At 60.3% G+C, this 25,059-nt stretch carries 21 protein-coding genes; 15 read left to right on the forward strand and 6 right to left on the reverse strand.

Annotation, left to right across the window (positions count from 1 at the left end):
- Nucleotides 1–474: 474 nt before the first annotated feature.
- The 11 genes from betI (at nt 475) to GHN92_RS08440 (ending at nt 15,609) form a co-directional block, all read left to right on the forward strand.
- Nucleotides 475–1,068, forward strand: a complete 594-nt coding sequence (gene betI / locus GHN92_RS08390) for a transcriptional regulator BetI (RefSeq protein ID WP_094999810.1) — start codon at nt 475–477, stop codon at nt 1,066–1,068.
- A 109-nt stretch (nt 1,069–1,177) separates the two neighbouring features.
- Nucleotides 1,178–2,650: a betaine-aldehyde dehydrogenase gene (gene betB, locus GHN92_RS08395; protein ID WP_094999809.1), complete on the forward strand. Its 1,473-nt coding sequence runs from the start codon at nt 1,178–1,180 to the stop codon at nt 2,648–2,650.
- Nucleotides 2,651–2,791: 141 nt separating this feature from the next.
- Nucleotides 2,792–4,495 carry a choline dehydrogenase gene (gene betA / locus GHN92_RS08400; protein WP_094999808.1) on the forward strand — a complete coding sequence of 568 codons (1,704 nt, stop codon included), beginning with the start codon at nt 2,792–2,794 and terminating at the stop codon, nt 4,493–4,495.
- A 292-nt stretch (nt 4,496–4,787) separates the two neighbouring features.
- Nucleotides 4,788–5,483, forward strand: coding sequence for an RraA family protein (locus GHN92_RS08405; protein WP_094999807.1), 696 nt, complete (start codon nt 4,788–4,790; stop codon nt 5,481–5,483).
- Between the two features lie 132 nt (nt 5,484–5,615).
- Nucleotides 5,616–7,058 (forward strand): TldD/PmbA family protein, encoded by a 1,443-nt coding sequence (locus tag GHN92_RS08410; protein WP_153379880.1) that lies wholly within the window; start codon nt 5,616–5,618, stop codon nt 7,056–7,058.
- Complete coding sequence (locus GHN92_RS08415) at nt 7,058–8,395, forward strand: TldD/PmbA family protein (protein ID WP_094999805.1); 1,338 nt, start codon at nt 7,058–7,060, stop codon at nt 8,393–8,395. Before GHN92_RS08410 ends, GHN92_RS08415 begins: the two co-directional genes overlap by 1 nt.
- 125 nt (nt 8,396–8,520) lie before the next feature.
- Entirely contained in the window at nt 8,521–9,951 is a 1,431-nt protein-coding gene (mdtD, locus tag GHN92_RS08420) for a multidrug transporter subunit MdtD (RefSeq protein WP_095017825.1), read from the forward strand.
- 150 nt (nt 9,952–10,101) lie between these two features.
- On the forward strand, nt 10,102–11,439 hold the full coding sequence (gene dbpA, locus GHN92_RS08425; RefSeq protein ID WP_228795946.1) for an ATP-dependent RNA helicase DbpA: 1,338 nt from the start codon (nt 10,102–10,104) through the stop codon (nt 11,437–11,439).
- A 144-nt stretch (nt 11,440–11,583) separates the two neighbouring features.
- A complete protein-coding gene (locus tag GHN92_RS08430; RefSeq protein ID WP_016782593.1) occupies nt 11,584–12,762 on the forward strand; it encodes an NAD(P)/FAD-dependent oxidoreductase in 1,179 nt (392 codons plus the stop codon).
- A 146-nt stretch (nt 12,763–12,908) separates the two neighbouring features.
- Nucleotides 12,909–15,083, forward strand: coding sequence for a YccS family putative transporter (yccS, locus tag GHN92_RS08435; protein WP_095020479.1), 2,175 nt, complete (start codon nt 12,909–12,911; stop codon nt 15,081–15,083).
- A 64-nt stretch (nt 15,084–15,147) separates the two neighbouring features.
- On the forward strand, nt 15,148–15,609 hold the full coding sequence (locus GHN92_RS08440) for a GNAT family N-acetyltransferase (protein WP_094999802.1): 462 nt from the start codon (nt 15,148–15,150) through the stop codon (nt 15,607–15,609).
- On the opposite strand, the gene GHN92_RS08445 is transcribed toward GHN92_RS08440, so the two are convergent.
- Together GHN92_RS08445 and GHN92_RS08450 are read right to left on the reverse strand one after the other, a co-directional pair.
- Nucleotides 15,600–15,896 carry a helix-turn-helix domain-containing protein gene (locus GHN92_RS08445; RefSeq protein ID WP_094999801.1) on the reverse strand — a complete coding sequence of 99 codons (297 nt, stop codon included), beginning with the start codon at nt 15,894–15,896 and terminating at the stop codon, nt 15,600–15,602. The two genes, GHN92_RS08440 and GHN92_RS08445, sit on opposite strands and share 10 nt — an antisense overlap.
- Before the next feature lie 51 nt (nt 15,897–15,947).
- Nucleotides 15,948–16,448, reverse strand: coding sequence for a YgjP-like metallopeptidase domain-containing protein (locus GHN92_RS08450; RefSeq protein WP_095017827.1), 501 nt, complete (start codon nt 16,446–16,448; stop codon nt 15,948–15,950).
- A 189-nt stretch (nt 16,449–16,637) separates the two neighbouring features.
- On the opposite strand from GHN92_RS08450, the gene GHN92_RS08455 reads away from it, so the two are divergent.
- Nucleotides 16,638–17,072 carry a hypothetical protein gene (locus GHN92_RS08455; RefSeq protein WP_094999799.1) on the forward strand — a complete coding sequence of 145 codons (435 nt, stop codon included), beginning with the start codon at nt 16,638–16,640 and terminating at the stop codon, nt 17,070–17,072.
- Nucleotides 17,073–17,126: 54 nt separating this feature from the next.
- Here GHN92_RS08455 and rpoH read toward each other — a convergent pair whose 3' ends face one another.
- The 4 genes from rpoH to ftsY form a co-directional block, all read right to left on the reverse strand.
- Entirely contained in the window at nt 17,127–17,981 is an 855-nt protein-coding gene (gene rpoH, locus GHN92_RS08460; protein WP_004419731.1) for an RNA polymerase sigma factor RpoH, read from the reverse strand.
- Between the two features lie 114 nt (nt 17,982–18,095).
- Entirely contained in the window at nt 18,096–19,118 is a 1,023-nt protein-coding gene (ftsX, locus tag GHN92_RS08465) for a permease-like cell division protein FtsX (RefSeq protein ID WP_094999798.1), read from the reverse strand.
- Nucleotides 19,115–19,786, reverse strand: coding sequence for a cell division ATP-binding protein FtsE (gene ftsE / locus GHN92_RS08470; RefSeq protein WP_153379884.1), 672 nt, complete (start codon nt 19,784–19,786; stop codon nt 19,115–19,117). Before ftsE ends, ftsX begins: the two co-directional genes overlap by 4 nt.
- Nucleotides 19,783–21,240, reverse strand: a complete 1,458-nt coding sequence (gene ftsY, locus GHN92_RS08475) for a signal recognition particle-docking protein FtsY (protein WP_153379886.1) — start codon at nt 21,238–21,240, stop codon at nt 19,783–19,785. The genes ftsE and ftsY overlap by 4 nt, the downstream gene beginning before the upstream one ends.
- Before the next feature lie 356 nt (nt 21,241–21,596).
- Between ftsY and GHN92_RS08480 the strand changes: the two genes are divergently transcribed.
- The 3 genes from GHN92_RS08480 to rsmD are packed head-to-tail and all read left to right on the forward strand — an operon-like array spanning nt 21,597 to nt 25,028.
- Nucleotides 21,597–22,949: a pitrilysin family protein gene (locus GHN92_RS08480; protein WP_094999796.1), complete on the forward strand. Its 1,353-nt coding sequence runs from the start codon at nt 21,597–21,599 to the stop codon at nt 22,947–22,949.
- Nucleotides 22,942–24,432 (forward strand): pitrilysin family protein, encoded by a 1,491-nt coding sequence (locus tag GHN92_RS08485; RefSeq protein WP_153379888.1) that lies wholly within the window; start codon nt 22,942–22,944, stop codon nt 24,430–24,432. Before GHN92_RS08480 ends, GHN92_RS08485 begins: the two co-directional genes overlap by 8 nt.
- The gene (gene rsmD, locus GHN92_RS08490) at nt 24,432–25,028 is read left to right on the forward strand and encodes a 16S rRNA (guanine(966)-N(2))-methyltransferase RsmD (RefSeq protein ID WP_094999794.1); all 597 of its coding nucleotides are present in this window, start codon (nt 24,432–24,434) and stop codon (nt 25,026–25,028) included. Before GHN92_RS08485 ends, rsmD begins: the two co-directional genes overlap by 1 nt.
- Nucleotides 25,029–25,059: the final 31 nt, after the last annotated feature.

Here is a 25,059-nt window from a genome sequence, read left to right on the forward strand (position 1 = left end):
AACCGTTGACCGTCACCTTTTGCGGTGGGGTCTTTATAAGAGAGGCAGAACTCATTGCACGGATGCTCCAGGGAGTGCGAGACAAGGACTTAAGGCAACGCACCACACGACCATTCGCCTAGATAGCGACCAACGGTCGAGTGATATAAAGACACCGCTAAAAAACCGGACCCGCCCAGACCGCGTTCAAAACCTGTGTGCGTCCCCTTGAAATCAAGGGCTGCCCCGCGTGGCCTGATGCGTTGTGCCTGTTTGGATCTCCCGTCAGCGCCTGCGAAAGCCTGCTTCTGCTTGGGTTCCATGGGAATTTACCGTGTCGATTTGCGCCATTCATGCGTAGGAAAACGACATAAATCGCGACGATTTGTCGCAGAGCTTATTCTTTGTTGATTGAACGTTCAATCAAAACAAAATAGACTGGCTGCCGTTCAGTGATGTTTTTGCACTGACCGCCGGCCCAAGGAGATTTGCGAAATGCCCAAGGTCGGTATGCAACCCATACGCCGCCAGCAGTTGATCGAAGCCACATTGACGGCTGTCGATCAGGTCGGGATGGCAGATGCCAGCATTGCGCTGATTGCCCGTCTGGCCGGTGTGTCCAACGGCATCATCAGTCACTACTTCAAAGACAAGAACGGTCTGATTGCCGCCACCATGCGGTACTTGATGAACGTCTTGATCGACAACGTCACCGAGCGCCGCCAGGCGTTGGGCGACGACAGCCCGCGGGCTCATTTACAGGTCATCGTCGAGGGCAACTTCGACGCCAGCCAGGTCAATGGCCCGGCAATGAAAACCTGGCTGGCCTTTTGGGCGGCCAGCATGCACCAACCGTCGTTGCACAGATTGCAGCGGATCAACGACCACCGCTTGTACTCCAATCTGTGCTGCCAGTTCCGCCGGGTGTTGCCCCAGGCCCAGGCCCGCAATGCAGCACGAGGCCTGGCAGCGCTCATCGATGGTCTATGGTTGCGGGGTGCCCTTTCCGGTGACGGCTTCGACACCGACCAGGCACAACGCATCTGCTACGAATATATGGATCTACAACTGGCGAAACAGGTGAGTTAGGCCCAATTAACGCTTAACCCCTGAACTGTCGTGAATCTGCGGTGCCACAGCTAGAGGGCACCCGACTCACGATTAACGCCCACCACTTGTCTGCACTTGCGAGGATTTTATGGCCCGTTTCGAACTGCAAAAACTCTACATCGACGGCGGCTACACCGACGCCGGTAGCGACGCTACTTTCGATGCCATCAACCCGGCTAACGGCGAAGTCCTCGCGCAAGTGCAACGCGCTACCAAAGAAGACGTCGAGCGCGCTGTAGTCAGCGCCGAAAAAGGCCAGAAAATCTGGGCCGCCATGACGTCCATGGAGCGTTCGCGCATCCTGCGTCGCGCCGTGGAAATCCTGCGCGAGCGCAACGATGAACTGGCCGCCCTGGAAACCCTGGACACCGGCAAGTCGTACTCCGAAACCCGTTATGTCGACATCGTCACCGGCGCCGACGTACTGGAGTACTACGCTGGCCTGGCGCCCGCCATCGAAGGCGAGCAAATCCCGCTGCGCGACACTTCGTTCGTGTACACCCGTCGCGAGCCGTTGGGCGTTGTGGCCGGTATCGGCGCGTGGAACTACCCGATCCAGATCGCCCTGTGGAAATCCGCACCGGCCCTGGCTGCCGGCAACGCAATGATCTTCAAGCCAAGTGAAGTCACTTCCCTGACTACCCTGAAGCTCGCCGAAGTCTTCACCGCAGCGGGCCTGCCGGACGGCGTGTTCAACGTTCTGACTGGCAGCGGCCGTGAAGTGGGCACCTGGCTGACCGAGCACCCGCGCATCGCGAAAATCTCGTTCACCGGCGGCACCGATACCGGCAAGAAAGTCACCGCCAGTGCTACCCAGTCGTCGCTCAAAGACGTGACCATGGAACTGGGCGGCAAATCACCGCTGATCATTTTCGACGACGCCGACCTGGATCGCGCCGCGGATACCGCGATGATGGCTAACTTCTACAGCTCGGGCCAGGTGTGCACCAACGGCACCCGCGTATTTATCCCGACGGCCATGAAAGCGGCGTTTGAAGCCAAGATTCTGGAGCGCGTAGCGCGCATCCGTATCGGCAACCCGCAAGACGAAAACACCAACTTCGGCCCGCTGGTCAGCTTTGCTCACATGGAAAGCGTGCTGGGCTACATTGCCAAGGGCAAAGAAGAAGGCGCCCGCCTGCTGTGCGGCGGTGAACGCCTGACCGAAGGTGATCTGGCCAAGGGCGCATTCGTGGCACCGACCGTGTTCACCGACTGCACCGATGACATGACCATCGTCAAAGAAGAAATCTTCGGCCCGGTCATGAGCATCCTCACCTACGACAGCGAAGAAGAAGTGATCCGCCGCGCCAACGACACCGAGTTCGGCCTGGCTGCCGGCGTCGTGACCAAGGACCTGAACCGCGCTCACCGCGTGATTCATCAGCTGGAAGCGGGCATTTGCTGGATCAACGCCTGGGGTGAGTCCGACGCAAAAATGCCGGTGGGCGGCTACAAGCAATCGGGCATTGGCCGTGAAAACGGTATCAGCTCGCTGGCTCAGTACACCCAGATCAAATCGGTACAGGTAGAGCTGGGCGACTACGTTTCGGTGTTCTAAACCGACAGGCCCGCATAAACCCTGTGGGAGCGGGCTTGCTCGCGATACAGGCGACGCGGTGCATCAGTTGCACCGCGCTGATGCAATCGCGAGCAGGCTCGCTCCCACAAGCTCTGCCACAACTTCAAAGAGGGTGCATTTATGTCCCAAGAATTCGATTACATCATCATTGGTGCCGGCTCTGCCGGTAACACCCTGGCGACCCGTCTGACTGAAGACCAAGGCGTCACCGTGCTGCTGCTTGAAGCAGGCGGCCCGGACTACCGTTTCGACTTCCGCACGCAGATGCCTGCGGCGCTGGCATTCCCGCTGCAAGGGCGTCGCTACAACTGGGCGTTCGAGACCGATCCAGAGCCACACATGGATAACCGTCGCATGGAGTGTGGCCGCGGCAAGGGCCTGGGCGGTTCGTCCCTGATCAACGGCATGTGCTACATCCGCGGTAACGCGATGGACTACGACGGCTGGGCGAAATACCCGGGCCTCGAAGACTGGTCGTACCTGGACTGCCTGCCGTACTTCCGCAAAGCCGAAACCCGCGATATCGGCCCCAACGACTACCACGGTGGCGATGGTCCGGTCAGCGTGACCACGCCTAAAGCCGGGAACAACGTGTTGTTCCACGCCATGGTTGAAGCCGGTGTACAGGCCGGTTACCCGCGCACCGAAGACCTGAACGGCTATCAGCAGGAAGGTTTCGGCCCGATGGACCGTACCGTGACGCCGAACGGCCGTCGCGCCAGTACCGCCCGCGGCTACCTGGACACGGCCAAGCAGCGTTCGACCCTGAAAATCGTCACCCACGCCCTGACCGACAAGATCCTGTTTGAAGGTAAACGCGCCGTTGGCGTTTCCTATATGGTCGGCGACAGCGACACCCGCATCCAGGCCAAGGCCCGCAAGGAAGTGCTGCTGTGCAGCGGCGCAATCGGCTCGCCAACCGTGCTGCAACGCTCCGGCGTCGGCCCGGCCGAACTGCTCAACAGCCTCGATATCCCGGTGGTGCACGACCTCCCGGGCGTTGGCCAGAACCTGCAGGATCACCTTGAGTTGTACCTGCAATACGCCTGCACCCAGCCGGTGTCGCTGTACCCGTCGCTGCTTTGGTACAACCAGCCGGCCATTGGTGCCGAGTGGCTGTTCCTGGGCAAAGGCATCGGTGCCAGCAACCAGTTTGAAGCCGGTGGTTTTATCCGCACCCGCGAAGAATTCGAATGGCCGAACATCCAGTACCACTTCCTGCCGGTAGCGATTAACTACAACGGCAGCAACGGGGTGAAAGAGCACGGTTTCCAGGCGCACATGGGCTCCATGCGTTCGCCGAGCCGTGGCCGGATCAATGTGAAGTCCAAGGACCCGCGCGAGTATCCGAGCATCCTGTTCAACTACATGGCCAGCGAGCAGGACTGGCAGGAATTCCGCGACGGCATCCGCCTGACCCGTGAAATCATGCAGCAGCCAGCACTGGATGCATTCCGTGGCCGTGAAATCAGCCCGGGCATCGACAAGCAGACCGACGAAGAGCTGGATACCTTTATCCGCGAACACGCCGAGACCGCGTTCCACCCGTCCTGCTCGTGCAAAATGGGCACCGACGAAATGGCTGTAGTCGACGGCGAAGGCCGTGTGCATGGCATGCAGGGCCTGCGTGTGGTCGATGCCTCGATCATGCCGCTGATCACCACCGGCAACCTCAACGCACCGACGATCATGATCGCCGAGAAAATTGCCGACAAGATCCGTGGCCGCCAGCCGGAGCCGCGCAGCACTGCCGACTACTACGTCGCAGGCGACGCGCCGGTACGCGGCAAGCCGCTGCGTGAAGTGAGCCGTACTGCGCAGTAAGCACTATCCGTAGCAGTTGACGAGCGGAGCGAGGCTACGTCCGGCGGCACAGCCGTCGTAAATTCAGGTTACGCGGTTCTTCGGATGAATCGCGTCATCTGGTTTCACGGTCGCTTCGCAACCGGACGCAACCTCGCTCCTTCGGCAGCTGCTACGAATTTTGTGTAACTCTTGAGTTTCATCTTGCCCCGCTTGCCCCCGCTTCAGCGCAGGCCTAATCTAGTGCCTCGCTTCGCGCCACACCCCCCCGCCCCACCCGACATGCCAGCCTTGCCTGGCCAAGAGGTTTTCTATGTTTGATGTTGTCTCTTCGAGCAAATGGCCGACCGGCTTCCTGATTAATCCAAACGCAGAACCTCTCGATCCAAAATGGCTCACCGAATTCAGCAAGATCCCCGCAGCCGCAGTCAGTGACTGTCTGGGCCGCAACGTGGGTGGTCTGGGCCTCAAGCCGTTCCACGGTACCCGCCCGATGCTGGGCAGCGCGCTGACCGTCCGTGTACGCCCGGGCGACAACCTGATGATCCTCAAAGCCATGCAAATGGCCCGCCCCGGCGATGTGCTGGTGATCGACGGCAGTGCCGACCTGACCCGTGCCGTGTTCGGCGGCATCATGCGTGCCATGGCCCTCAAGGCCGGGATTGTCGGCGTGGTGATCAACGGCGCCCTGCGCGACCTCGACGAGTGGCAGACCGGTGAACTGCCCGCCTATGCCATCGGCGGCGTACATCGCGGCCCGAGCACTGACGGCGGCGGCGAAATCAACGTCCCCATCTCGTGTGCCGGTATGCTGGTAATGCCAGGCGACCTGATGATCGGCGACGGTGACGGCGTGGTTGCGGCTTCGCGCAGTGAACTGCCGGAATTGCTGATCCGTTGCCACGATCTGCTGGCCCGTGAACAGGCAACGCTCAAGGCAATCAAAGAAGGCACCCTGGACCCGGACCGTTTTGACGCCATCCTGCGCGCCAAGGGTTGCCCGGTTTAACACGCTACGCGCGCCCCTGTGGGAGCGGGCTTGCTCGCGATGGCATCACCGCGGTCCAGCGGGTTAACCGCACTGCCTGCATCGTGAGCAAGCCCGCTCCCACAGACCCACCAAGTCCAAGGAGGTCTGTGCATGTTCGATTTCTACCCTCAGCTCAAGCTGCGCTTTGCCGCGCTGCGCACCCGGGCCGAGTTCTTTTCGTTACGCTATGTACGCGAGTCCGGGCAATACCTGTCGGTACGCAAGAACGTCGCAGAGCCTCCCTCATTCAGTCACGACCAGGGCGCCATGCTCACCGTGCGGTTGCGCGGTATCGAAGCCTACGCCGCCACCAACGACCTGTCCCAGGCCGGCCTGCAGGCCGCGCTTGATCGCGCCGAAACCCAGGCCCAGCTGATCGCCGGGCATGCCCTGCTCAACCTGAGCCAGGAGCCGGTGTGCCATGAGCGCGCCGACTTTTTCTCACCCGATCTTGACCAGGCATTCCCCTCACTCAGCGAGTGCTTTGCCCTGCTGGGCGCCGAATCAGCCGCCGTGCCCAAAGACGAGCGGCTGGTGAGCTGGGTGGTTTCGCTGGGCCTCAATCACGTCGAGCAAATCTACCTGAACAGCGCCGGCGCCGAGTTGCGCCGGGCGCAGCGCTTCGTTTACCCGGGCATGGGCGTCACCGCCTATGACGGCAACGATAGCCAGAGCCGCAGCCTGGGCCGCGAAAACTTCGGCCAGCAAGGTGGCGCCGATGTGATCAGCCGCTGCGGGCTGATCGGTGCCGCACCCCAGGTCGCCGATCAGGCCCTGCAATTGCTGCTGGCACCCAATGCTCCGGTCGGCAAACGCGATCTGCTGCTGATGCCCGACCAGATGATCCTGCAAATCCATGAGTCCATCGGACACCCGCTGGAACTGGATCGCATTCTCGGTGACGAGCGCAATTACGCCGGTACCAGCTTCGTCAAGGCCAGCGACTTCGGCAGCCTGCAATATGGCTCAAAGCTGCTGAACGTGACCTTCGACCCAACCATCCCCGAGGAGCTCGCCAGCTACCGCTTCGACGACGACGGCACCCCGGCCTACAAGGAGTTCCTGATCCGCGAAGGCTTGCTGCTACGCCCGCTGGGAGGCGCATTGTCACAGTTCCGCTCGGGCCTCGAAGGCGTGGCCAACAGCCGCGCCTGCGGCTGGAACCGGCCACCGATTGACCGTATGGCCAACCTCAATATCGAGCCAGGCGATCAGTCGCTTGAGCAAATGATCGGCGGTATCGAAAGCGGCATTCTGATGGCCACCAACCGGTCCTGGTCGATCGACGACGCGCGCAACAAGTTCCAGTTCGGTTGCGAGTGGGGCCAGTTGATCGAGGGGGGTGAACTCAAGGGCGTGGTCAAGAACCCCAACTACCGGGGCATTTCCGATCAGTTCTGGCGCAACCTCAGCGCCGTGGGCGACGCCAGCACCTTCAAGGTGCTGGGCACCCCGAACTGCGGCAAGGGCGAACCCAACCAGGTGATCCGCGTGGGCCATGCGTCCCCCGCCTGCGTGTTCAGTCAAATCGATGTGTTTGGAGGTGATGCCTGATGAGTACCCCATTGAGTCAGGCCGAGCAGTTCAAGGGGTTGGTCGAGTGGTTGGGCAAAGCGATCCTTGCGCCTGAGCAGTTCACCCTGGGCTATAACGGCGAAGCATCGGAATTTATCCGTTTCAACAAGGGCAAGGTGCGTCAGGCCGGACAGGTGCAACAGGCCAGCCTGAGCCTGAAGCTGATCCACGACGGCCGCCACGCCGATGTGAACCTCACCCTGGCTGGCGAGCCTAATGTCGACAAACAGCGCCTGGCCGATGCCCTGCGGCAACTGCGCGACACCTTGCCATTGTTGCCCGCCGATCCGTATTTACTGCTCAACCCGCAGCCGTGGAACAGCCATAACGTGCAGAACCAGCCCCTGCCGGACACGGCCCGGGTTCTGGAAGAAATCCGCAGTGCATCCAAAGGCGTAGATCTGGTCGGATTTTATGCCAGCGGCCCGATCAGCTACGGCTATGCCAGCTCCGAGGGCGCGTTTGGCTGGCATCAGGCCAATAGCTTCAATTTCGACTGGAGTTTGTTCCACAGCAACGGTCAGGCGGTCAAGGCCAGCTACGCCGGCGCCGACTGGGACAGCGAACGTTTCGCCCGGCGCATGCAACTGGCCCGCGAGCAACTGAGTTTCCTCGATCGCCCGCTGCATGCCCTGGCGCCCGGTGAGTACCGAGCCTACCTGGCGCCGGCGGCGCTGGAAGAAGTGATGAGCATGCTGTGCTGGGGCGGTTTTTCGGCCCAGGCACTGGCCAGCAAATCCAGCCCGCTGCAAAAGCTCTACGCGGGCGATGCGCAACTGAGCCCGCTGGTGTCGTTTGACGAGCAGGTCAGCCAGTCCCTGAGCCCGGCGTTTTCCGGCGAGGGGTATCCGCGTCAGGACTTGTCGCTGGTCAAACACGGCAAGGCCGAGCAGCAACTGGTGAGTTCTCGCAGTGCCGCCGAGTATGGCCTTGAGGTCAACGGCGCACCGGAGGGCGAAGCCCCGAGCGCACTGGCGATGGCGGCAGGGAGCCTGGTGCAGGCCGACATCCTCAAGCAGTTGGGCACCGGGTTGTATATCAGCAACCTGTGGTACCTGAACTACTCGGACCAACCGGCCGCCCGCCTGACCGGCATGACCCGCTTTGCCACTTTCTGGGTGGAAAACGGCGAGATAAAGGCCCCGGTCAACACCATGCGCTTTGATGACAGCGTCTATAGTCTGCTGGGTTCACAACTGGAAGCGCTGACAGCCGAGCGTGAGTTGTTGCTGTCGGCCAGCACCTACGACCAACGCCAGACGGCGTCAAATCTGCTGCCGGGGGCATTGGTCAAAAAGCTCACGCTGACGCTGTAACACCTGTGGGAGCGGGCTTGCTCGCGATTGCGTCGCTGCGGTTTACCTGAAAAAACCCGGGCCTCTGCATCGCGAGCAAGCCCGCTCCCACAGAGGATTATCGACAATCCATAAAAAGAGGTCCTATGCCCGTACGCCCGGTTCTAAGCCCTGAAACCCTGCGCTGGTTGCCGTGGGTGGTGGCCATCGCGTTTTTCATGCAGTCGCTCGACGGCACCATCCTCAACACCGCCCTGCCCGACATGGCCCGCGACCTCGACGAAAACCCGCTGCGCATGCAGGGTGTGATCGTTGCCTACATGCTCACCGTCGCCTTGCTGATCCCGGCCTCGGGGTGGATCGCCGACCGCTTCGGCACCAAAAAAATCTTTTTCAGCGCCATCCTGCTGTTCAGTTTCGGCTCGTTGCTCTGCGCCCTGTCCGGCACTCTCAACGAGCTGATCGGCGCACGGATCGTCCAGGGCCTGGGTGGTGCCCTGATGCTGCCCATCGGCCGGCTGGTGGTGCTCAAGGCCTATCCGCGCTCGGAGCTGGTGCGGATCATGGGTTTTATCACCATTCCCGGCCTGCTCGGCCCGCTGATCGGCCCCACGATGGGCGGCTGGATGGTGCAGTACCTGAGCTGGCACTGGATTTTCCTGATCAACCTGCCCGTGGGCGTTCTCGGTTGCTGGGCCGTCTGGCACTTCATTCCGGATTTGCGCGGCAGCGAGCGCACCCGTTTTGACGGGTTGGGTTTTGTGCTGTTTGGCGCGGCGATGGTGTTTATCACCATTGCCATGGAAGGCCTGGGCGAGCTGCATATGCCGCACCTGCGGGTGATGTTGCTGCTGTTTGCGGGCATGGCCTGTCTGGCAGCGTACTGGTTACGCGCGGGCAATATCAGCAACCCGCTGTTCTCTCCGGTGCTGTTCAAAACCAAAACCTTCGCAGTGGGCATCCTCGGTAACCTGTTCGCCCGCCTGGGCAGCGGCGCCCTGCCGTTTCTGGTGCCCTTGCTGTTGCAGGTCGCGCTGGGCTATTCCCCGTCACAGGCCGGGATGAGCATGCTGCCACTGGCCGCGGCCGCCATGCTGGCCAAATGGGTGGCCAGGCCGTTGATCGAGCGCGTGGGATATCGCACCGTGCTGACGGCCAACACCTTCGCCCTGGGCCTGATGCTGGCCAGCATGGGGCTGGTTACCGAACACACGCCATACCCGTTGTTGCTGTCAATGCTGGCCGTTTTGGGAGCGATCAACTCATTGCAGTTCACCGCCATGAACACCGTCACCCTGATCGACCTCGACGACGCCAGTGCCAGCAGCGGCAACAGTTTGCTGTCAGTGGTGGCGCAGCTGTCCCTGAGCCTGGGCGTGGCTTGCGCCGGGGCATTGCTTGGCGGCTTTACCGGGGATGGCGGCAACGATGGGGTGGACACGGTGCTGGGCGCGTTCCAGCTGACCTTCCTCACAGTAGGGATCATGGCGATGCTGGCAGCGGCGATATTCCTGCAACTGTCACCCCAGGATGGCCGCAAACCCAAGGCCAACTCGGAACATGAGCTGGAACATTAAGCTACTTTTCGCCAAGAACTGGATGACATCTCGTCCAGAATGTTCAGGCAAAGGGCATGGGACTGGTACACTGCGCGACATTTTGTTTTGCAGGCCAGTCCCGTGACCACCATTGCCACCGCTTTTAACACTCTGCCTCTGTCCGCCGCCATGCTGGCTAACCTCGACTCCCTCGGTTATGCCCAGATGACGCCGATTCAGGCGCAGAGCTTGCCGGTGATCCTCAAAGGCATGGACCTGATCGCCCAGGCCAAGACCGGTAGTGGCAAAACTGCCGCCTTCGGCATCGGCCTGCTGAACCCGATCAACCCGCGCTTCTTCGGCTGCCAGGCCCTTGTGATCTGCCCGACCCGCGAACTGGCTGACCAGGTCGCCAAGGAAATCCGCCGCCTGGCCCGCGCCGAAGACAACATCAAGGTGCTGACCCTGTGTGGCGGCGTGTCGTTCGGCCCGCAGATCGGTTCGCTGGAGCACGGCGCGCACATCATTGTCGGCACTCCGGGGCGTATCCAGCAACACTTGCGCAAAGGCTCGCTGGTACTGGACGGTCTGAACACCCTGGTACTGGACGAAGCTGACCGCATGCTGGACATGGGCTTCTATGACGCCATCGAAGACATCATTGTCAAAACCCCGGAGCGTCGCCAGACCTTGCTGTTCTCGGCCACTTACCCGGCCGGTATCAAGCAGTTGTCGTCCAAGTTCATGCGCAACCCTCAGCAGGTAAAAGCAGAGGCGCTGCACACTGACAGCCAAATCGAGCAGCGTTTCTACGAAATCTCGCCTGAAGAGCGCATGAGCGCCGTGACCAAGGTACTGGGCCACTTCCGCCCGCAGTCTTGCGTGGCGTTCTGCTTCACCAAGCAGCAGGTGCAGGAAACCGTTGATCACCTGACCTCCAAGGGCATTTCGGCCGTCGGCCTGCACGGCGACCTGGAGCAGCGCGACCGTGACCAGGTACTGGCCATGTTTGCCAACCGTTCGACTTCGGTACTGGTTGCCACCGACGTAGCCGCCCGTGGTCTGGACATCGACGCGCTGGACATGGTGCTCAACGTTGAGCTGGCCCGCGATTCGGAAATCCATATTCACCGTGTTGGCCGTACCGGCCGTGCGGGCGAAAAAGGCGTGGCCATCAGCCTGGTTGCACCGTCCGAAGCGCACCGCGCCCAGGCCATCGAGCAGTTGCAGAAAGCTCCGCTGAACTGGGAAACCCTGGACACCCTCACCTCTCAGGGCGGCGCACCGTTGCTGCCGGCCATGAGCACACTGGTGATCGGCGCAGGTCGTAAAGACAAGGTTCGCCCAGGCGATATCCTTGGCGCACTGACCGGCGACGCAGGCATCCCGGGTGCCCAGGTTGGCAAGATCGCCATCTTTGACTTCCAGGCCTACGTGGCGGTTGACCGCACCATTGCCAAGCAGGCTGCACAGCGCCTGAGCGAAGGCAAAATCAAAGGCCGCGTATTGCGCGTGCGGGTTTTGTAAGACGCTTCAAGAGCCCCCTCACCCCAACCCTCTCCCGGAGGGAGAGGGGGCAGATTTGCATAGAATTCGAAATCACCCTGGTCAAGCTCCCTCTCCCTCAGGGAGAGGGCTGGGGTGAGGGCTGCTTTTACCGAGGACACCGCTTTGCGCTCTACCGACGTTGTGATTATTGGCGCTGGCGCCGCAGGCCTGATGTGCGCACTGACCGCCGCCAACCGTGGGCGCAAGGTGATGCTGATCGACCACGCCAACAAGGCAGGCAAAAAGATCCTGATGTCGGGCGGTGGCCGCTGCAACTTCACCAACATGTACACCGAGCCCAACAATTTCCTGTCGCAGAACCCGCACTTTTGCAAGTCGGCCCTGGCCCGCTACACCCAGTGGGACTTTATCGAGATGGTCGCCAAACACGGCGTGCCCTACCACGAGAAAAAACTCGGCCAGCTGTTTTGCGACAACAAATCCAGCGACATCCTCGAAATGCTCCTCGACGAGTGCAAACAGGCCGGCGTCAGCCTGCACCTGGACACTTCAGTCGAACAGATCGAAAAAACCGACAACGGCTACAGCCTCAATACAACGCTGGGGCCGGTTGACTGCCAGTCTCTGGTGGTCGCCACCGGCGGGCTGTCGATCCCGACCCTGGGCGCCACAGGCTTCGGCTATCAAATCGCCAAACAGTTCGGCCACACCTTGCTGCCAACTCGCGCAGGCCTGGTGCCGTTCACCATCACCGATCAGCTCAAAGAGATCTGCACCGAGCTGTCGGGCACGTCGGTGGATTGCCTGGTGAGCTGCAACGACCAGAGCTTTCGCGAAAATATCCTGTTCACCCACCGTGGTTTGAGCGGGCCGGCGATCTTGCAGATTTCCTCGTTCTGGAACCCCGGCGATACGGTTGAGATCAATCTGCTGCCCGACCTCGACGCCCTGAGCTGGCTGCAAACACAGCAGGCTGAACGCCCCAACAGCGAGTTGAAAACCCTGCTGGGTGAAATCTTCACCAAGAAGATGGCCAATCTGCTGGCCGAGCACTGGTTCGAGTCCAAGCCAATGAAGCAGTACACCCCGGCGGAGCTGGCGCAGGTGGCGGACAAACTGGCGTGCTGGAAGGTGGTCCCCGCGGGCACCGAAGGTTATCGCACCGCTGAAGTGACCCTGGGTGGGGTCGATACCCGCGAAGTGTCGTCCAAGACCATGGAATCGCTGAAAAGCCCCGGCCTGTATTTTGTCGGCGAAGTGCTGGATGTAAGCGGCCATCTTGGCGGCTTCAACTTCCAGTGGGCGTGGGCTTCGGGGTATGCAGCGGCGCAGTACGTCTGACCTGCCCCCCTGCAGTCGCTGCTGCAACCTGCAGCAGCGACTGCAGGGGCGCATGAAAAATATTTTTGGTTCGATGTGACAGCCCCATTGCACTGTCGTCTTATCTGGCTCAAGTTAGCGAATCACGAGCCAGGCACCGCCACTTCATGTCATCGAAAAGCTTTCAGCATTCCCTGCGCCGCCTGTGGGCACTGGACAAGTTCAGTTACAGCGTGCGGGTATTTGTCGCCCTGACCGGCAGCATGGCTTTTTGCTGGTATCAGGATGAGATGTCACTGCTGATCCCGTTGTTTCTGGGGGTTATCGCCAGTGCGCTGTCTGAAACCGATGACAGCTGGCAAGGCCGTCTCAACGCCTTGCTGGTGACGCTGGTGTGTTTCACCGCCTCAGCCCTGAGTGTCGAGTTGCTTTTCCCCTACCCCTGGCTGATGGTCTGCGCGCTGGCCCTGGCCAGTTTCGGCCTGACCATGCTCGGCGCGCTGGGCGAGCGCTACGGGGCGATTGCTTCAGCCACACTGATTCTGGCCGTGTACACCATGATCGGCGTGGATCAGCGCGGCGGCGAAGTCACCAACTTCTGGCATGAACCCTTGCTGCTGGTGGCCGGTGCCGCCTGGTACGGGATACTGTCGGTGCTGTGGCAGGCGCTGTTTTCCAATCAGCCGGTGCAACAGAGCCTGGCCCGGTTGTTCTGGGAACTGGGGCTGTATCTGAAGATCAAGTCGGCGCTGTTCGAGCCGATCCGCAAGCTGGACGTGGAAGCGGGCCGGCTGGAACTGGCCCGGCAAAACGGCAGGGTAGTGGCGGCGTTGAACACCGCCAAGGAAATCATCCTGCACCGGGTCGGCAATACTCGGCCAGGTTCCAAACTCAGCCGCTACCTCAAACTGTATTTCCTCGCCCAAGACATCCACGAACGTGCCAGCTCTTCACACTACCCGTACAACGCCCTGGCCGACGCCTTCTTCCACAGTGATGTGATGTTCCGCTGCCAACGTCTGCTGCGCCAGCAAGGCGTGGCCTGCCAGCGCCTGTCGGAGTCGATCAAGCTGCGCCAGCCATTCGTCTATGACGACAGCTTTGCCGAGGCTCTGGGAGACCTGCACGCCTCCCTCGAACACTTGCGCATCCAGAGCAACCCGGCCTGGCGCGGACTATTGCGTTCATTGCGGGCACTGGCCGCCAACCTCGGCACCCTCGACCGCCTGCTGAGCGATGCAAGCAACCCCGACACCCTGGCCGATGCCACTGATAGCAGCCTGCTCGACCGCTCGCCACGCAACCTCAAGGATGTCTGGTCACGCCTGCGCCAGCATCTGACACCTACCTCGCTGATCTTCCGCCACGCCTTGCGCCTGCCCCTGGCGCTGAGTATCGGTTTTGCGATGGTGCACTGGATTCACCCAAGCCAGGGCTACTGGATCATCCTCACCACGCTGTTCGTGTGCCAGCCAAGCTACGGCGCCACGCGGCGCAAGTTCAGCCAGCGGATTATCGGCACTGCCATCGGCCTGGCCGTGGGCTGGGCGTTGTTCGATCTGTTCCCCAACCCGCTGGTGCAGTCGATGTTTGCCGTCGTGGCCGGGGTGGTGTTCTTTATCAACCGCACCACGCGCTACACCCTGAGCACGGCGGCCATCACCCTGATGATTCTGTTCTGCTTCAATCAGGTGGGCGATGGTTACGGACTGTTCCTGCCGCGCCTGTTCGACACCCTGGTGGGTAGCGTGATCGCGGCAGCGGCGGTGTTCCTGTTCTTGCCTGACTGGCAGGGTCGTCGCCTGAACCAGGTGCTGGCCAATACCCTAAGCTGCAACAGCCAGTACCTGCGCCAGATCATGCAGCAATATGCCCAGGGTAAAAGCGACAGCCTGGCCTATCGGTTGGCACGGCGTAACGCACATAACGCCGATGCGGCGCTGTCGACCACCCTGGCCAATATGCTGATGGAACCCGGGCATTTCCGTAAGGATGCAGACATGGGCTTCCGCTTTTTGGTGCTGTCCCACACTTTGCTCAGTTACCTCTCTGGCCTGGGCGCCCACCGCGACACCCAATTGCCTGCCGAAGTGCGCGAGCAGTTGATTGAAGGGGCCGGGAGCAAGATTGCCGACAGCATCGACCAGATTGCCCAGGGCCTGGCCACCAAGCAGGCGGTTGCAGTGCAAAGTGATGAGGAAGAGGCCCTGGCCGGCGAACTTGAACAAATGCCCGATGAAATAGATGAAAACCAGAGGCTGGTACAAACCCAACTGGCGCTGATTTGCCGCCAGCTCGGGCCACTGCGCACCCTGGCCGCGCATTTGGTCAAGGCACCTTAGGCCTTGGCGCCAGTCGGCATCACGCCTACTATCGAGACATGAACTCGCCAACAAGGACAAGATCGTGACCACCGACTGGCTCTGCAAACACCACAACGACCTGGGCAAGGAACAGCTCTACGCAATCCTCGAATTGCGCTCAAAAGTATTTGTCGCCGAGCAGAAATGCGCCTATCAGGACGTCGACGGGCAAGACCTGACGGGCGATACGCTGCATGTGATGGGCTGGCAAGACGACCAGCTGGTGGCCTACGCCCGCATCCTCGACCCCGAGTCCCAGGGAGGTGACGTAGTGATCGGCCGCGTAATCGTTGCCGTCGAAGGCCGCGGGCAAAAGCTTGGGCATACCCTGCTTGAACAGGCCCTGAAAAATATCGAAGAGTACTGGGCGGGGCAGCCCGTATTCCTGTCCGCCCAAGCGCACCTGCAACCCTTTTACGAGCAACACGGGTTCAACACCCAGGGCGAGATCTACCTAGAAGACAACATCCCGCACATCGGCATGCGCCTGACATCTCAGGGGTAACCCAGCACCTGCTTGATCTGCACCAGATGCCCAGCGACCCAGTTTTTGTCCACTGGCCCCCAGTTGCGGATCAGGTAGCGTCCGGCATGGTTGCGGGCGCCATCCTGCTGTTCAAATTCGCAGATGATGTCCAGATCGGCCAGGGCAGCAATGGTGTCCTGGGCGGTACGACGCGGCATGCCGGTGACTTCGGTCAAGGCAGGCACGCTGCTGGCGATCTGGCTATCGATCAACCAGGCCACATACAAGCGCCGGTAAAAGCTGCTTTTGGTTTTGCTGACTTCCATTCAGAACTCCTGCCCGTCTATACGGGTCCGCTCCCACACATAAAGTAAGTGTCAGGTTTTGCCCTGCATATCCCGCCACGTGAGGTACACCCGCAGGTCGAACTCCAGCTGGTGATAACCCGGCAACATGTGCTCACACAGCTTGTAGAACGCCTTGTTGTGGTCTGACTCTTTCAAGTGGGCCAGCTCGTGGACCACGATCATCTTCAAAAACTCGGGCGCCGCTTCCTTGAACAGCGAGGCCACGCGCAGTTCCTTTTTAGCCTTGAGCTTGCCGCCCTGAACCCGTGAAATAGCAGTATGCAAACCCAGCGCACGGTGGGTCAGGTCGAGCCGGTTATCAAACAGCACCTTGTCAAAGGATGGCGCATTGCGCAGGTATTCCTGTTTGAGCTCCTGAGCGTAGGCATACAGGGCCTTGTCGCTTTGCACGGCATGACGCTGTGGATAACGCTCGCTCAGGTAACTGCCCAGCTGGTTGCGCTCGATCAATTGGCGCACCTGCTCTTGCAAGGTCTGGGGGTAAGCCTGGAGGTATTTGAGCACAGTCATGGGGCGCCAACGCACAGCGTAAAAGTGCGCCAGTGTAGCGAATTCGATCCCCGGGCGCCCACGTCAGACTTTTACGCTGCCAAAAGGCAGACGCTTCCGAGAAAACACGATGCACACAAGCGCTGCTTGCGACCCGCAAACTCACAGGGCTATCTTCACCAGTCGCCGATGCTCCCCCGTGGAAGAAACATGAAAAAGCCGACGCCCGACGATCCCAAAGCCATTCACACTCCCCGGGATGATCATCAGCACGATGAAACCACCCGGCTTATTCTCGACGCCCTGCTTCAGGCCCCGCCCGTTTGCCTGGAAAACCTCAAACCCACCCGTGCACTAAGGGCAGGCAAGCAATCACCCTTTGCCGTGCTGCCTGATATCCGTGCAATCGAAGCGCTGTCCCATGTGTCGCTGATGCTCAAAAGCGCAGAAGAGGTCTCGGATGAAATCACCGCATACGCCAGCGGCATAGAGCGTGGGCTGGTGTGGTCGCTGGTGCATTCGGTGGAGATGTCCCGATCACTGGTGGACTCACTGCTCAGGGCCAATGGTGTTGATCCAGAGTTGCTAAAGGCACAACCGTCAAACTGGCCCTGCGCGAAGCAGGCTGGCAAGGGGGGGCTTTAATTCCTCCAAAAAAAAACGCCCCGATCAGATCGAGGCGTTTTTTGGTCGGGCCGGTCAGGCGGCAATCGACAGTTTGAGCTTGTTCATCGCGCTTTTTTCCAGCTGACGAATCCGCTCGGCTGACACGTTGTACTTCTGCGCCAGGTCGTGCAGCGTGGCTTTTTCTTCAGCCAGCCAGCGCTGATACAGAATGTCACGGCTGCGGTCGTCCAGCACTTCCAGCGCTTCGTGAAGGTTGCTGGTGGAGTTGTCGGTCCAGTCAGCATCTTCCAGTTGGCGTGCCGGGTCATACCGGTGGTCTTCCAGGTAGTTGGCTGGCGACTGGAACGCACTGTCGTCGTCAGCTTCGGCTGCCGGGTCGAACGCCATATCATGACCGGTCAGGCGGCTTTCCATCTCGCGCACTTCGCGAGGCTCTACGCCGAGGCTTTCAGCCACACGATGCACTTCATCGTTGTTCAACCAGGCCAGACGTTTTTTCTGGCTGCGCAGGTTGAAGAACAATTTGCGCTGAGCCTTGGTGGTCGCGACTTTCACGATCCGCCAGTTGCGCAGGATAAATTCGTGGATCTCTGCCTTGATCCAGTGCACCGCAAAAGATACCAGACGCACACCCATTTCAGGGTTGAAGCGTTTGACCGCCTTCATCAGGCCGACGTTGCCTTCCTGGATCAGGTCAGCCTGAGCCAGGCCATAGCCCGAATAACTACGGGCAATGTGTACAACAAAACGCAGGTGGGCGAGCACCATCTGCCGAGCCGCCCCCAAATCCTGCTCATAATAGAGACTCTCGGCCAGTTCACGCTCCTGCTCCGGTGTCAGCAATGGAATGCTGTTCACCGTATTGACATAGGCCTCGAGGTTCGCACCAGGGACCAACGCATACGCAGGTTGCAAAGAAGTGGTCATACGAAAAAACCTCCGTCTCACATAACTCGTGCAGTTCAGCACTGCGAAAGTTGACCGGAAACCTGGAAAAAAGTTCCCAAAAAAAGCTGAAAAGGTCAACAGGCAAAAAGAAAACTATTTAGGCGAAAGCTCACGTAAGTGACGCGCAACTGCAATCCATGCACCGATATACCCTAACAGCACCGCGCCAAGCAAGAGAGACAGACCATCGGCTACCGGCACACCCGCCAAGGCAAAATTGCTGCCGTACAAGCCAGCCAGCCCCACCACCGCGTCGTTAAGCCAGTTCAGGCCGAATGCCAAAACGCCCCAGGATAAAACTCCCGCACCAAAGCCATAGAGCGCACCCATATAAAGAAAGGGCCTGCGCACATAGCTGTCAGTACCGCCGACCAGCTTGATGACTTCGATTTCGATGCGACGATTCTCGATATGCAAACGAATCGTATTACCGATAACCAGCAGCAAAGCTGAAACCAGCAACACCGTCAAGCCAAACACAAAACGGTCACCCAATTTCAGGATTGCCGCCAGACGTTCGACCCAGACTAGATCAAGTTGCGCCTGTTGCACCTTCGGCAACTGCGCAAGGCGTTCGCGAAGGGCTTCAAGCGTCGCTTTATCGACTTCTGCCGGGGTTACCAGGACCACACCGGGCAACGGGTTATCGGGCAACTCTTTAAGCGCTTCGCCCAGCCCTGACTGCTGCTGGAACTCTTCGAGTGCCTTTTCGCGGCTGATAAATTCCGCGTCAGCCACCCCTGCCATACCTTTTATCTGATCGCTGAGATTTTCACCCTGCTGGCTGCTGGCATCCATCTGCAGATACAGCGAAATCTGTGCTGCACGCTGCCAGGAACCACCCAGGCGCTCGACGTTGTTAAGCAACAACGACAGGCCCATCGGCAGACTCAAGGCAACCGCCATCACCAGGCAGGTAAAAAAGCTGCCAATCGGCTGCTTGCCAAGGCGCTTCAGGCTGTCGAGCAGACTGGCCCGGTGAGCCTCAACCCAGGCGTGAAACAACATGGCGAAGGTCGGGCCATCGTCATCATCGTGTTTTTTCTTCGGCGGCTGCGGGTCGGCAGCCTTTGGAGCTACGCGCTCGGATACTTTGGAACTGCGGGTGGCACTCATTGCGCGGCCTCCCCGTCACCGATCAGACGTCCGCGCTGCAAGGTCAGCATGCGATGGCGCATGCGTGCGATCAGCGCCAGGTCATGACTGGCAATCAGTACGCTGGTGCCCAAGCGGTTGATGTCTTCAAATACGCCCATGATTTCCGCCGCCAGACGCGGGTCGAGGTTACCGGTGGGTTCATCGGCCAGCAGCAAGGCCGGGCGATGCACGATGGCGCGGGCAATGCCTACACGCTGTTGCTGACCCGTGGATAAGTCACCCGGGTACAGGTCGGTCTTGTCCGACAGCGCTACGCGCTCCAGCGCCGAGTCGACACGCTTGGCGACTTCAGCCTTGGACAGGCCGAGAATTTGCAGCGGCAGGGCGACGTTGTTGAACACTGTGCGGTCAAACAGCAACTGGTGGTTCTGGAAAACCACACCGATCTGGCGACGTAAAAAAGGGATCTGCGCGTTGCTGATTTGCCCCAAGTCCTGCCCCCCCAGTAGCAATTTGCCGCTGGTCGGGCGTTCCATCGCCAGCAACAGGCGCAACAGCGTGCTTTTACCTGCGCCGGAGTGGCCGGTCACAAAAAGGAATTCGCCTCGACGGACCCGAAAGCTCAGCTCGTGCAGGCCCACGTGTCCATTTGGATAGCGCTTACCGACCTGCTCGAAACGAATCATGGACGCTCCCGCTCCGCAAACAGAGCCTGGACAAAGGGTTCGGACTCAAAATCACGCAAATCATCGATGCCTTCACCCACACCGATAAAGCGGATAGGAATATTGAATTGCTTGGCCAGGGCGAAAATCACCCCGCCTTTGGCCGTGCCATCGAGCTTGGTCAGTGCCAGACCCGTGAGGGCAACGGTCTGATCAAACTGCTTGGTCTGGTTGATAGCGTTCTGCCCGGTACCGGCATCGAGCACCAACAGCACTTCGTGGGGAGCGTCTTCGTCAAGCTTGCCCATGACCCGGCGAACTTTCTTGAGTTCTTCCATCAGGTTGTCTTTGGTATGCAGGCGACCAGCGGTATCGGCGATCAATACGTCGATGCCACGGGCCTTGGCAGCTTGCACAGCGTCAAAAATCACCGACGCCGAATCCGCGCCAGTGTGCTGGGCAATCACCGGGATATGGTTGCGCTCGCCCCACACCTGCAACTGCTCGACGGCGGCCGCACGGAAGGTATCACCGGCAGCCAGCATGACTTTCTTGCCTTCAAGCTGCAGTTTTTTCGCCAGTTTGCCGATGGTGGTGGTTTTACCCGCGCCGTTGACGCCTACCACCAGAATCACGAATGGCTTGTTTTGCGATTCGATTTTCAGCGGTTGCTCCACCGGCTTGAGCATGGCCGCCAGCTCGTCCTGCAGCGACTTGTAGAGTGCATCGGCATCGGTCAGTTGCTTGCGCGCGACCTTCTGCGTCAGGTTCTTGATGATCACCGAGGTTGCTTCAACACCCACGTCGGCGGTCAACAGTCGGGTTTCGATCTCTTCGAGCAGATCGTCATCAATGGCTTTTTTGCCCAGAAACAGGCTGGCCATGCCTTCGCCAATGCTGGCGCTGGTCTTGGACAAGCCTTGCTTGAGACGAGCGAAAAAGCCTGTTTTTTGCTCGGGGGGCGCAACTGGCGCGGGGGCCGGGGCCTCGACCAATGGGGCTGGGGCAGCCACCACAGGTGCAGGTGCAGGTGCAGGAGCGACTACAGGCGCGACGACGGCAACTGGCTCTGGCTCTGGCTCTGGCTCTGGCTCTGGCTCTGGCTCTGGCTCAACAACAGTCTCGACCACCGCAAGCGCTTCAACAACAGGCTCGGGCTCGGGGATCGGCGGCACGATATGCGGTGCCTGCACATCCTCGACAAGCGCCACCGGTTCTTCGGCGACAGGCAAGTGCGGCCACGGTGCCGGCTCGGGGGCCAATTCAACCGCAGGCTCGGCGGCAACCACGACCACTTCGGGCGCGGCCTCGACCTCCACCGGAGTGGCCTCAACCAGCGTCTCAGGGATGATTTCGGGCGCAGGCGCGGGTTGTTCCACGACGGTTTCCTGCGGCTTTCTGCGCAGCCATCCGAACAGGCCTTTTTTCTCGCCAGCCGCAGCTGGGGTCTTCTTGTCGTCGTTGGAACCAAACATGGAGGACGGCTATCTCATCGTAGCGACGCGCCACTGTGGCGCCCCGGCAAATAATATTCGGTGTGAAACAGACTGTAATTTTGTCAGCTTGTTCGCACGCAACTGTATTCAGAGGGTAAAACACACCTCGTAAACTTCGTCTTAACTCGGGTCTGTCACGGGAAAGTCGGCAAAAATGCGAAATTTACCGGTATACATCCACACTTCCAAGCGGGCTCCTATACTGCCCGATCAAACGTCGTCTGATCGTCAAAGGCCTGATAGGCGTGGCCGCCAGTAAAACGGATCAGTATCCTAGCACCTCCTCACCCGCAGACGCTAAGGCCGAGCGGGTAGCCCAACAGGTTAAAAAACGAATGAATCTAGCCCGCCGCGCTGCTGGCCTGTTGCTCAGCACAGTTTTATTACCGCTTTCGGCCCTGGCGGCCGAACCGCAGCCCACCCACGAGTTCCGCCTGGACAACGGCCTCAAGGTCATCGTGCGCGAAGACCATCGCGCCCCGGTGGTGGTCTCCCAGGTCTGGTACAAAGTGGGTTCCAGCTACGAAACCCCTGGCAAGACCGGCCTGTCCCACGCGCTTGAGCACATGATGTTCAAGGGCAGCAACAAGGTCGGTCCCGGCGAAGCCTCGTTGATCCTGCGCGACCTTGGCGCCCAGGAAAACGCCTTCACCAGCGACGACTACACCGCCTACTACCAGGTACTGGCCCGTGACCGCCTGGGCGTGGCCTTTGAGCTTGAGGCCGACCGCATGGCCAGCCTTCGCTTGCCGCCCGAAGAATTCAAGCGCGAGATCGAAGTCATCAAGGAAGAGCGCCGCCTGCGCACCGACGACCAGCCCATGAGCAAAGCCTACGAGCTGTTCAGCGCCATGGCCTTCCCTTCCAGCGGCTACCACACCCCGACCATCGGCTGGATGGTCGACCTGGAGCGCATGAGCGTTGGCGAACTGCGCGCATGGTATGAAGAGTGGTATGCCCCCAACAACGCCACTTTGGTGGTGGTCGGTGACGTCACCCCGGATGAAGTCAAAGCCCTGGCCCAGCGTTACTTTGGCAAGGTGCAAAAACGCGAGATACCTGTCGCCAAAATCCCGCTGGAACTGCCGACCCCTGGCGAACGCCTGCTCAAGATCCACGTCCAGACCCAACTGCCAAGCTTGATGCTGGGCTTTAACGTGCCCAGCGTTGCCACGGCCAAGGACCCGATCACCGCCAATGCCCTGCGCCTGATTTCCGCGCTGCTGGACGGCGGCTACAGCGCACGCATGCCGACACAGCTGGAGCGGGGCGAAGAACTGGTCTCCGGTGCATCGTCCAGCTACAACGCCTTCACCCGTGGTGACAGCCTGTTCATGCTTTCGGCGATGCCCAACAGCCAGAAGAAAGTCACCATGGCCCAGGCCGAGGCAGGCTTGTGGCGCTTGCTCGATGACCTGAAAAAGACCCCGCCGACCACTGAAGAGCTTGAACGTGTGCGTGCCCAGGTAATTGCCGGACTGGTCTACGAGCGCGACTCGATCACCAGCCAGGCCACTTCGATCGGCCAGCTGGAAACCGTCGGCCTGTCGTGGAAGCTGATGGACTCAGAACTGGCCGACCTGCAGAAGGTCACCCCGGCCGATATCCAGCAGGCTGCCCGCACCTATTTCACTCGCGACCGTCTCAGCGTTGCCCATGTACTGCCCGAGGAGAAAACCCATGAGTGAGCGTAAAGGCCCCCGCTACGCCCTGCTTGGTCTGAGCGCCGCCATACTGGTGGGTGCACTCGGCTACTTTTTTACCAACCCGCAGCAATCGGTCGCCAGCCAGGCACTGGACCAGGCCAAGAGCGAGCACAAGCTCGAATCCCTGGCCGAGCTGGACGGCAAGGCGCCCAGCCACCGTGCGCTGAACGTGCAAACCTGGAAAACCGCCGAAGGCTCCAAAGTGCTGTTCGTCGAAGCACGGCAATTGCCGATGTTCGACCTGCGCCTGACCTTCGCCGCTGGCAGCAGCCAGGACGAAAACACCCCGGGCCTGGCCCTGCTGACCAACGCCATGCTCAACGAAGGTGTAGCGGGTAAAGATGTGGGCGCCATCGCCCAGGGCTTTGAAGGCCTGGGCGCGGACTTCGGCAATGGCGCATATCGCGACATGGCCGTGGCCTCGCTGCGCAGCCTGAGCGATGTAGATAAACGCACACCTGCGCTCAACCTGTTCGCCGAGGTGGTGGGCAAACCCACCTTCCCGGCCGACTCCCTGGCGCGGATCAAGAACCAGTTGCTCGCCAGCTTCGAGTTTCAGAAACAAAACCCCGGCAAACTGGCCAGCGACGAACTGTTCAAGCGCCTGTACGGTAACCACCCGTATGCCCACGCCAGTGATGGCAATGCCCAAAGCATCGCCGCGATCACCATTGACCAGCTCAAGGCCTTTCACAACAAGGCCTACACCGCAGGCAACGCCGTGATTGCGATTGTTGGCGACCTGTCGCGTGCCGAAGCCGAAGCCATTGCAGCCCAGGTATCTGCCGCACTGCCCAAAGGCCCTGCAGTGGCCAAGACCGTGCAACCAAGCGAGCCCAAGGCTGGCCAAACCCATATCGAGTTCCCGTCCAAACAAACCCACCTGCTGCTGTCGCAGCTGGGCATTGACCGTGACGATCCCGACTATGCCGCACTGGCATTGGGCAACAGCATTCTGGGCGGTGGCGGTTTCGGTACGCGCCTGATGACCGAAGTGCGTGAAAAGCGCGGCCTGACCTACGGCGTGTACTCCGGCTTCAGCCCGATGCAGGCTCGCGGCCCGTTCATGATCAACCTGCAAACCCGCGCCGAACTGAGCGAAGGTACGCTCAAACTGGTGCAAGACATTTTGGCCGACTACCTGAAAAATGGTCCGACGCAAAAAGAACTCGACGATGCCAAGCGTGAACTGGCTGGCAGCTTCCCGCTGTCCACGGCCAGCAACGCCGCCATCGTCGGCCAACTTGGCGCAATGGGCTTTTATGATTTGCCCCTGGATTACCTGGAAACCTTCATGCAGAAGTCCCAGGACCTGACCACCGATCAGGTCAAGGACGCCATGAACAAGCACCTGAGCGCCGACAAAATGGTCGTAGTGACCGCCGGCCCGACCGTGCCGCAAAAACCACTGCCACCTCCTACCGACAAACCTTCAGAGCAACCTCTTGGGGTTCCGGAGCATTAATGGCAAAGCCAAAAAACACATCGCACTCAGGTGCTGGTCAGTTACGCATCATTGGCGGGGAATGGCGCAGCCGCAAGCTGGACTTCCCCCATGTAGAGGGCCTGCGCCCGACGCCAGATCGCGTGCGTGAAACCCTGTTCAACTGGTTGGCCCCCTATATCGGCGGCGCCAGGGTACTGGACGTTTTCGCCGGCAGCGGCGCACTGTTCCTTGAAGCCATGTCCCGCGGCGCAGCCAAGGGCGTGGCACTGGACAGCAACCGCGATGCGATCTCCAACATCCGCGAGAACATGGGCATTCTGCGCTGCACTGTCGGCGAAGTTCAGCAGACTGACGCCCTGCGTTATCTGGACACCACGCCAAGCACAACCTTTGACGTGGTATTCCTCGACCCGCCGTTCAACAAGGACCTGCTCAAACCTGCTTGTGATCTGCTCGAGCAACGCGGCTGGCTGGCTGAAGACGCCTGGGTTTACACCGAAAGCGAGCTGCGCCCGTCAGAGCTGGGCTTGCCTGCCAACTGGCGCCTGCACCGCGAGCAAAAAGCCGGCGGCGTGAACTACGCCCTGTGGCAACGCGAAGCCACTCAAGCCTGACGAACCTGTAGTCGCTGCCGCAGGCTGCGAT

This window comes from Pseudomonas sp. FSL R10-2964 (genome assembly GCF_009600035.1).
Lineage (GTDB): Bacteria > Pseudomonadota > Gammaproteobacteria > Pseudomonadales > Pseudomonadaceae > Aquipseudomonas > Aquipseudomonas bubulae.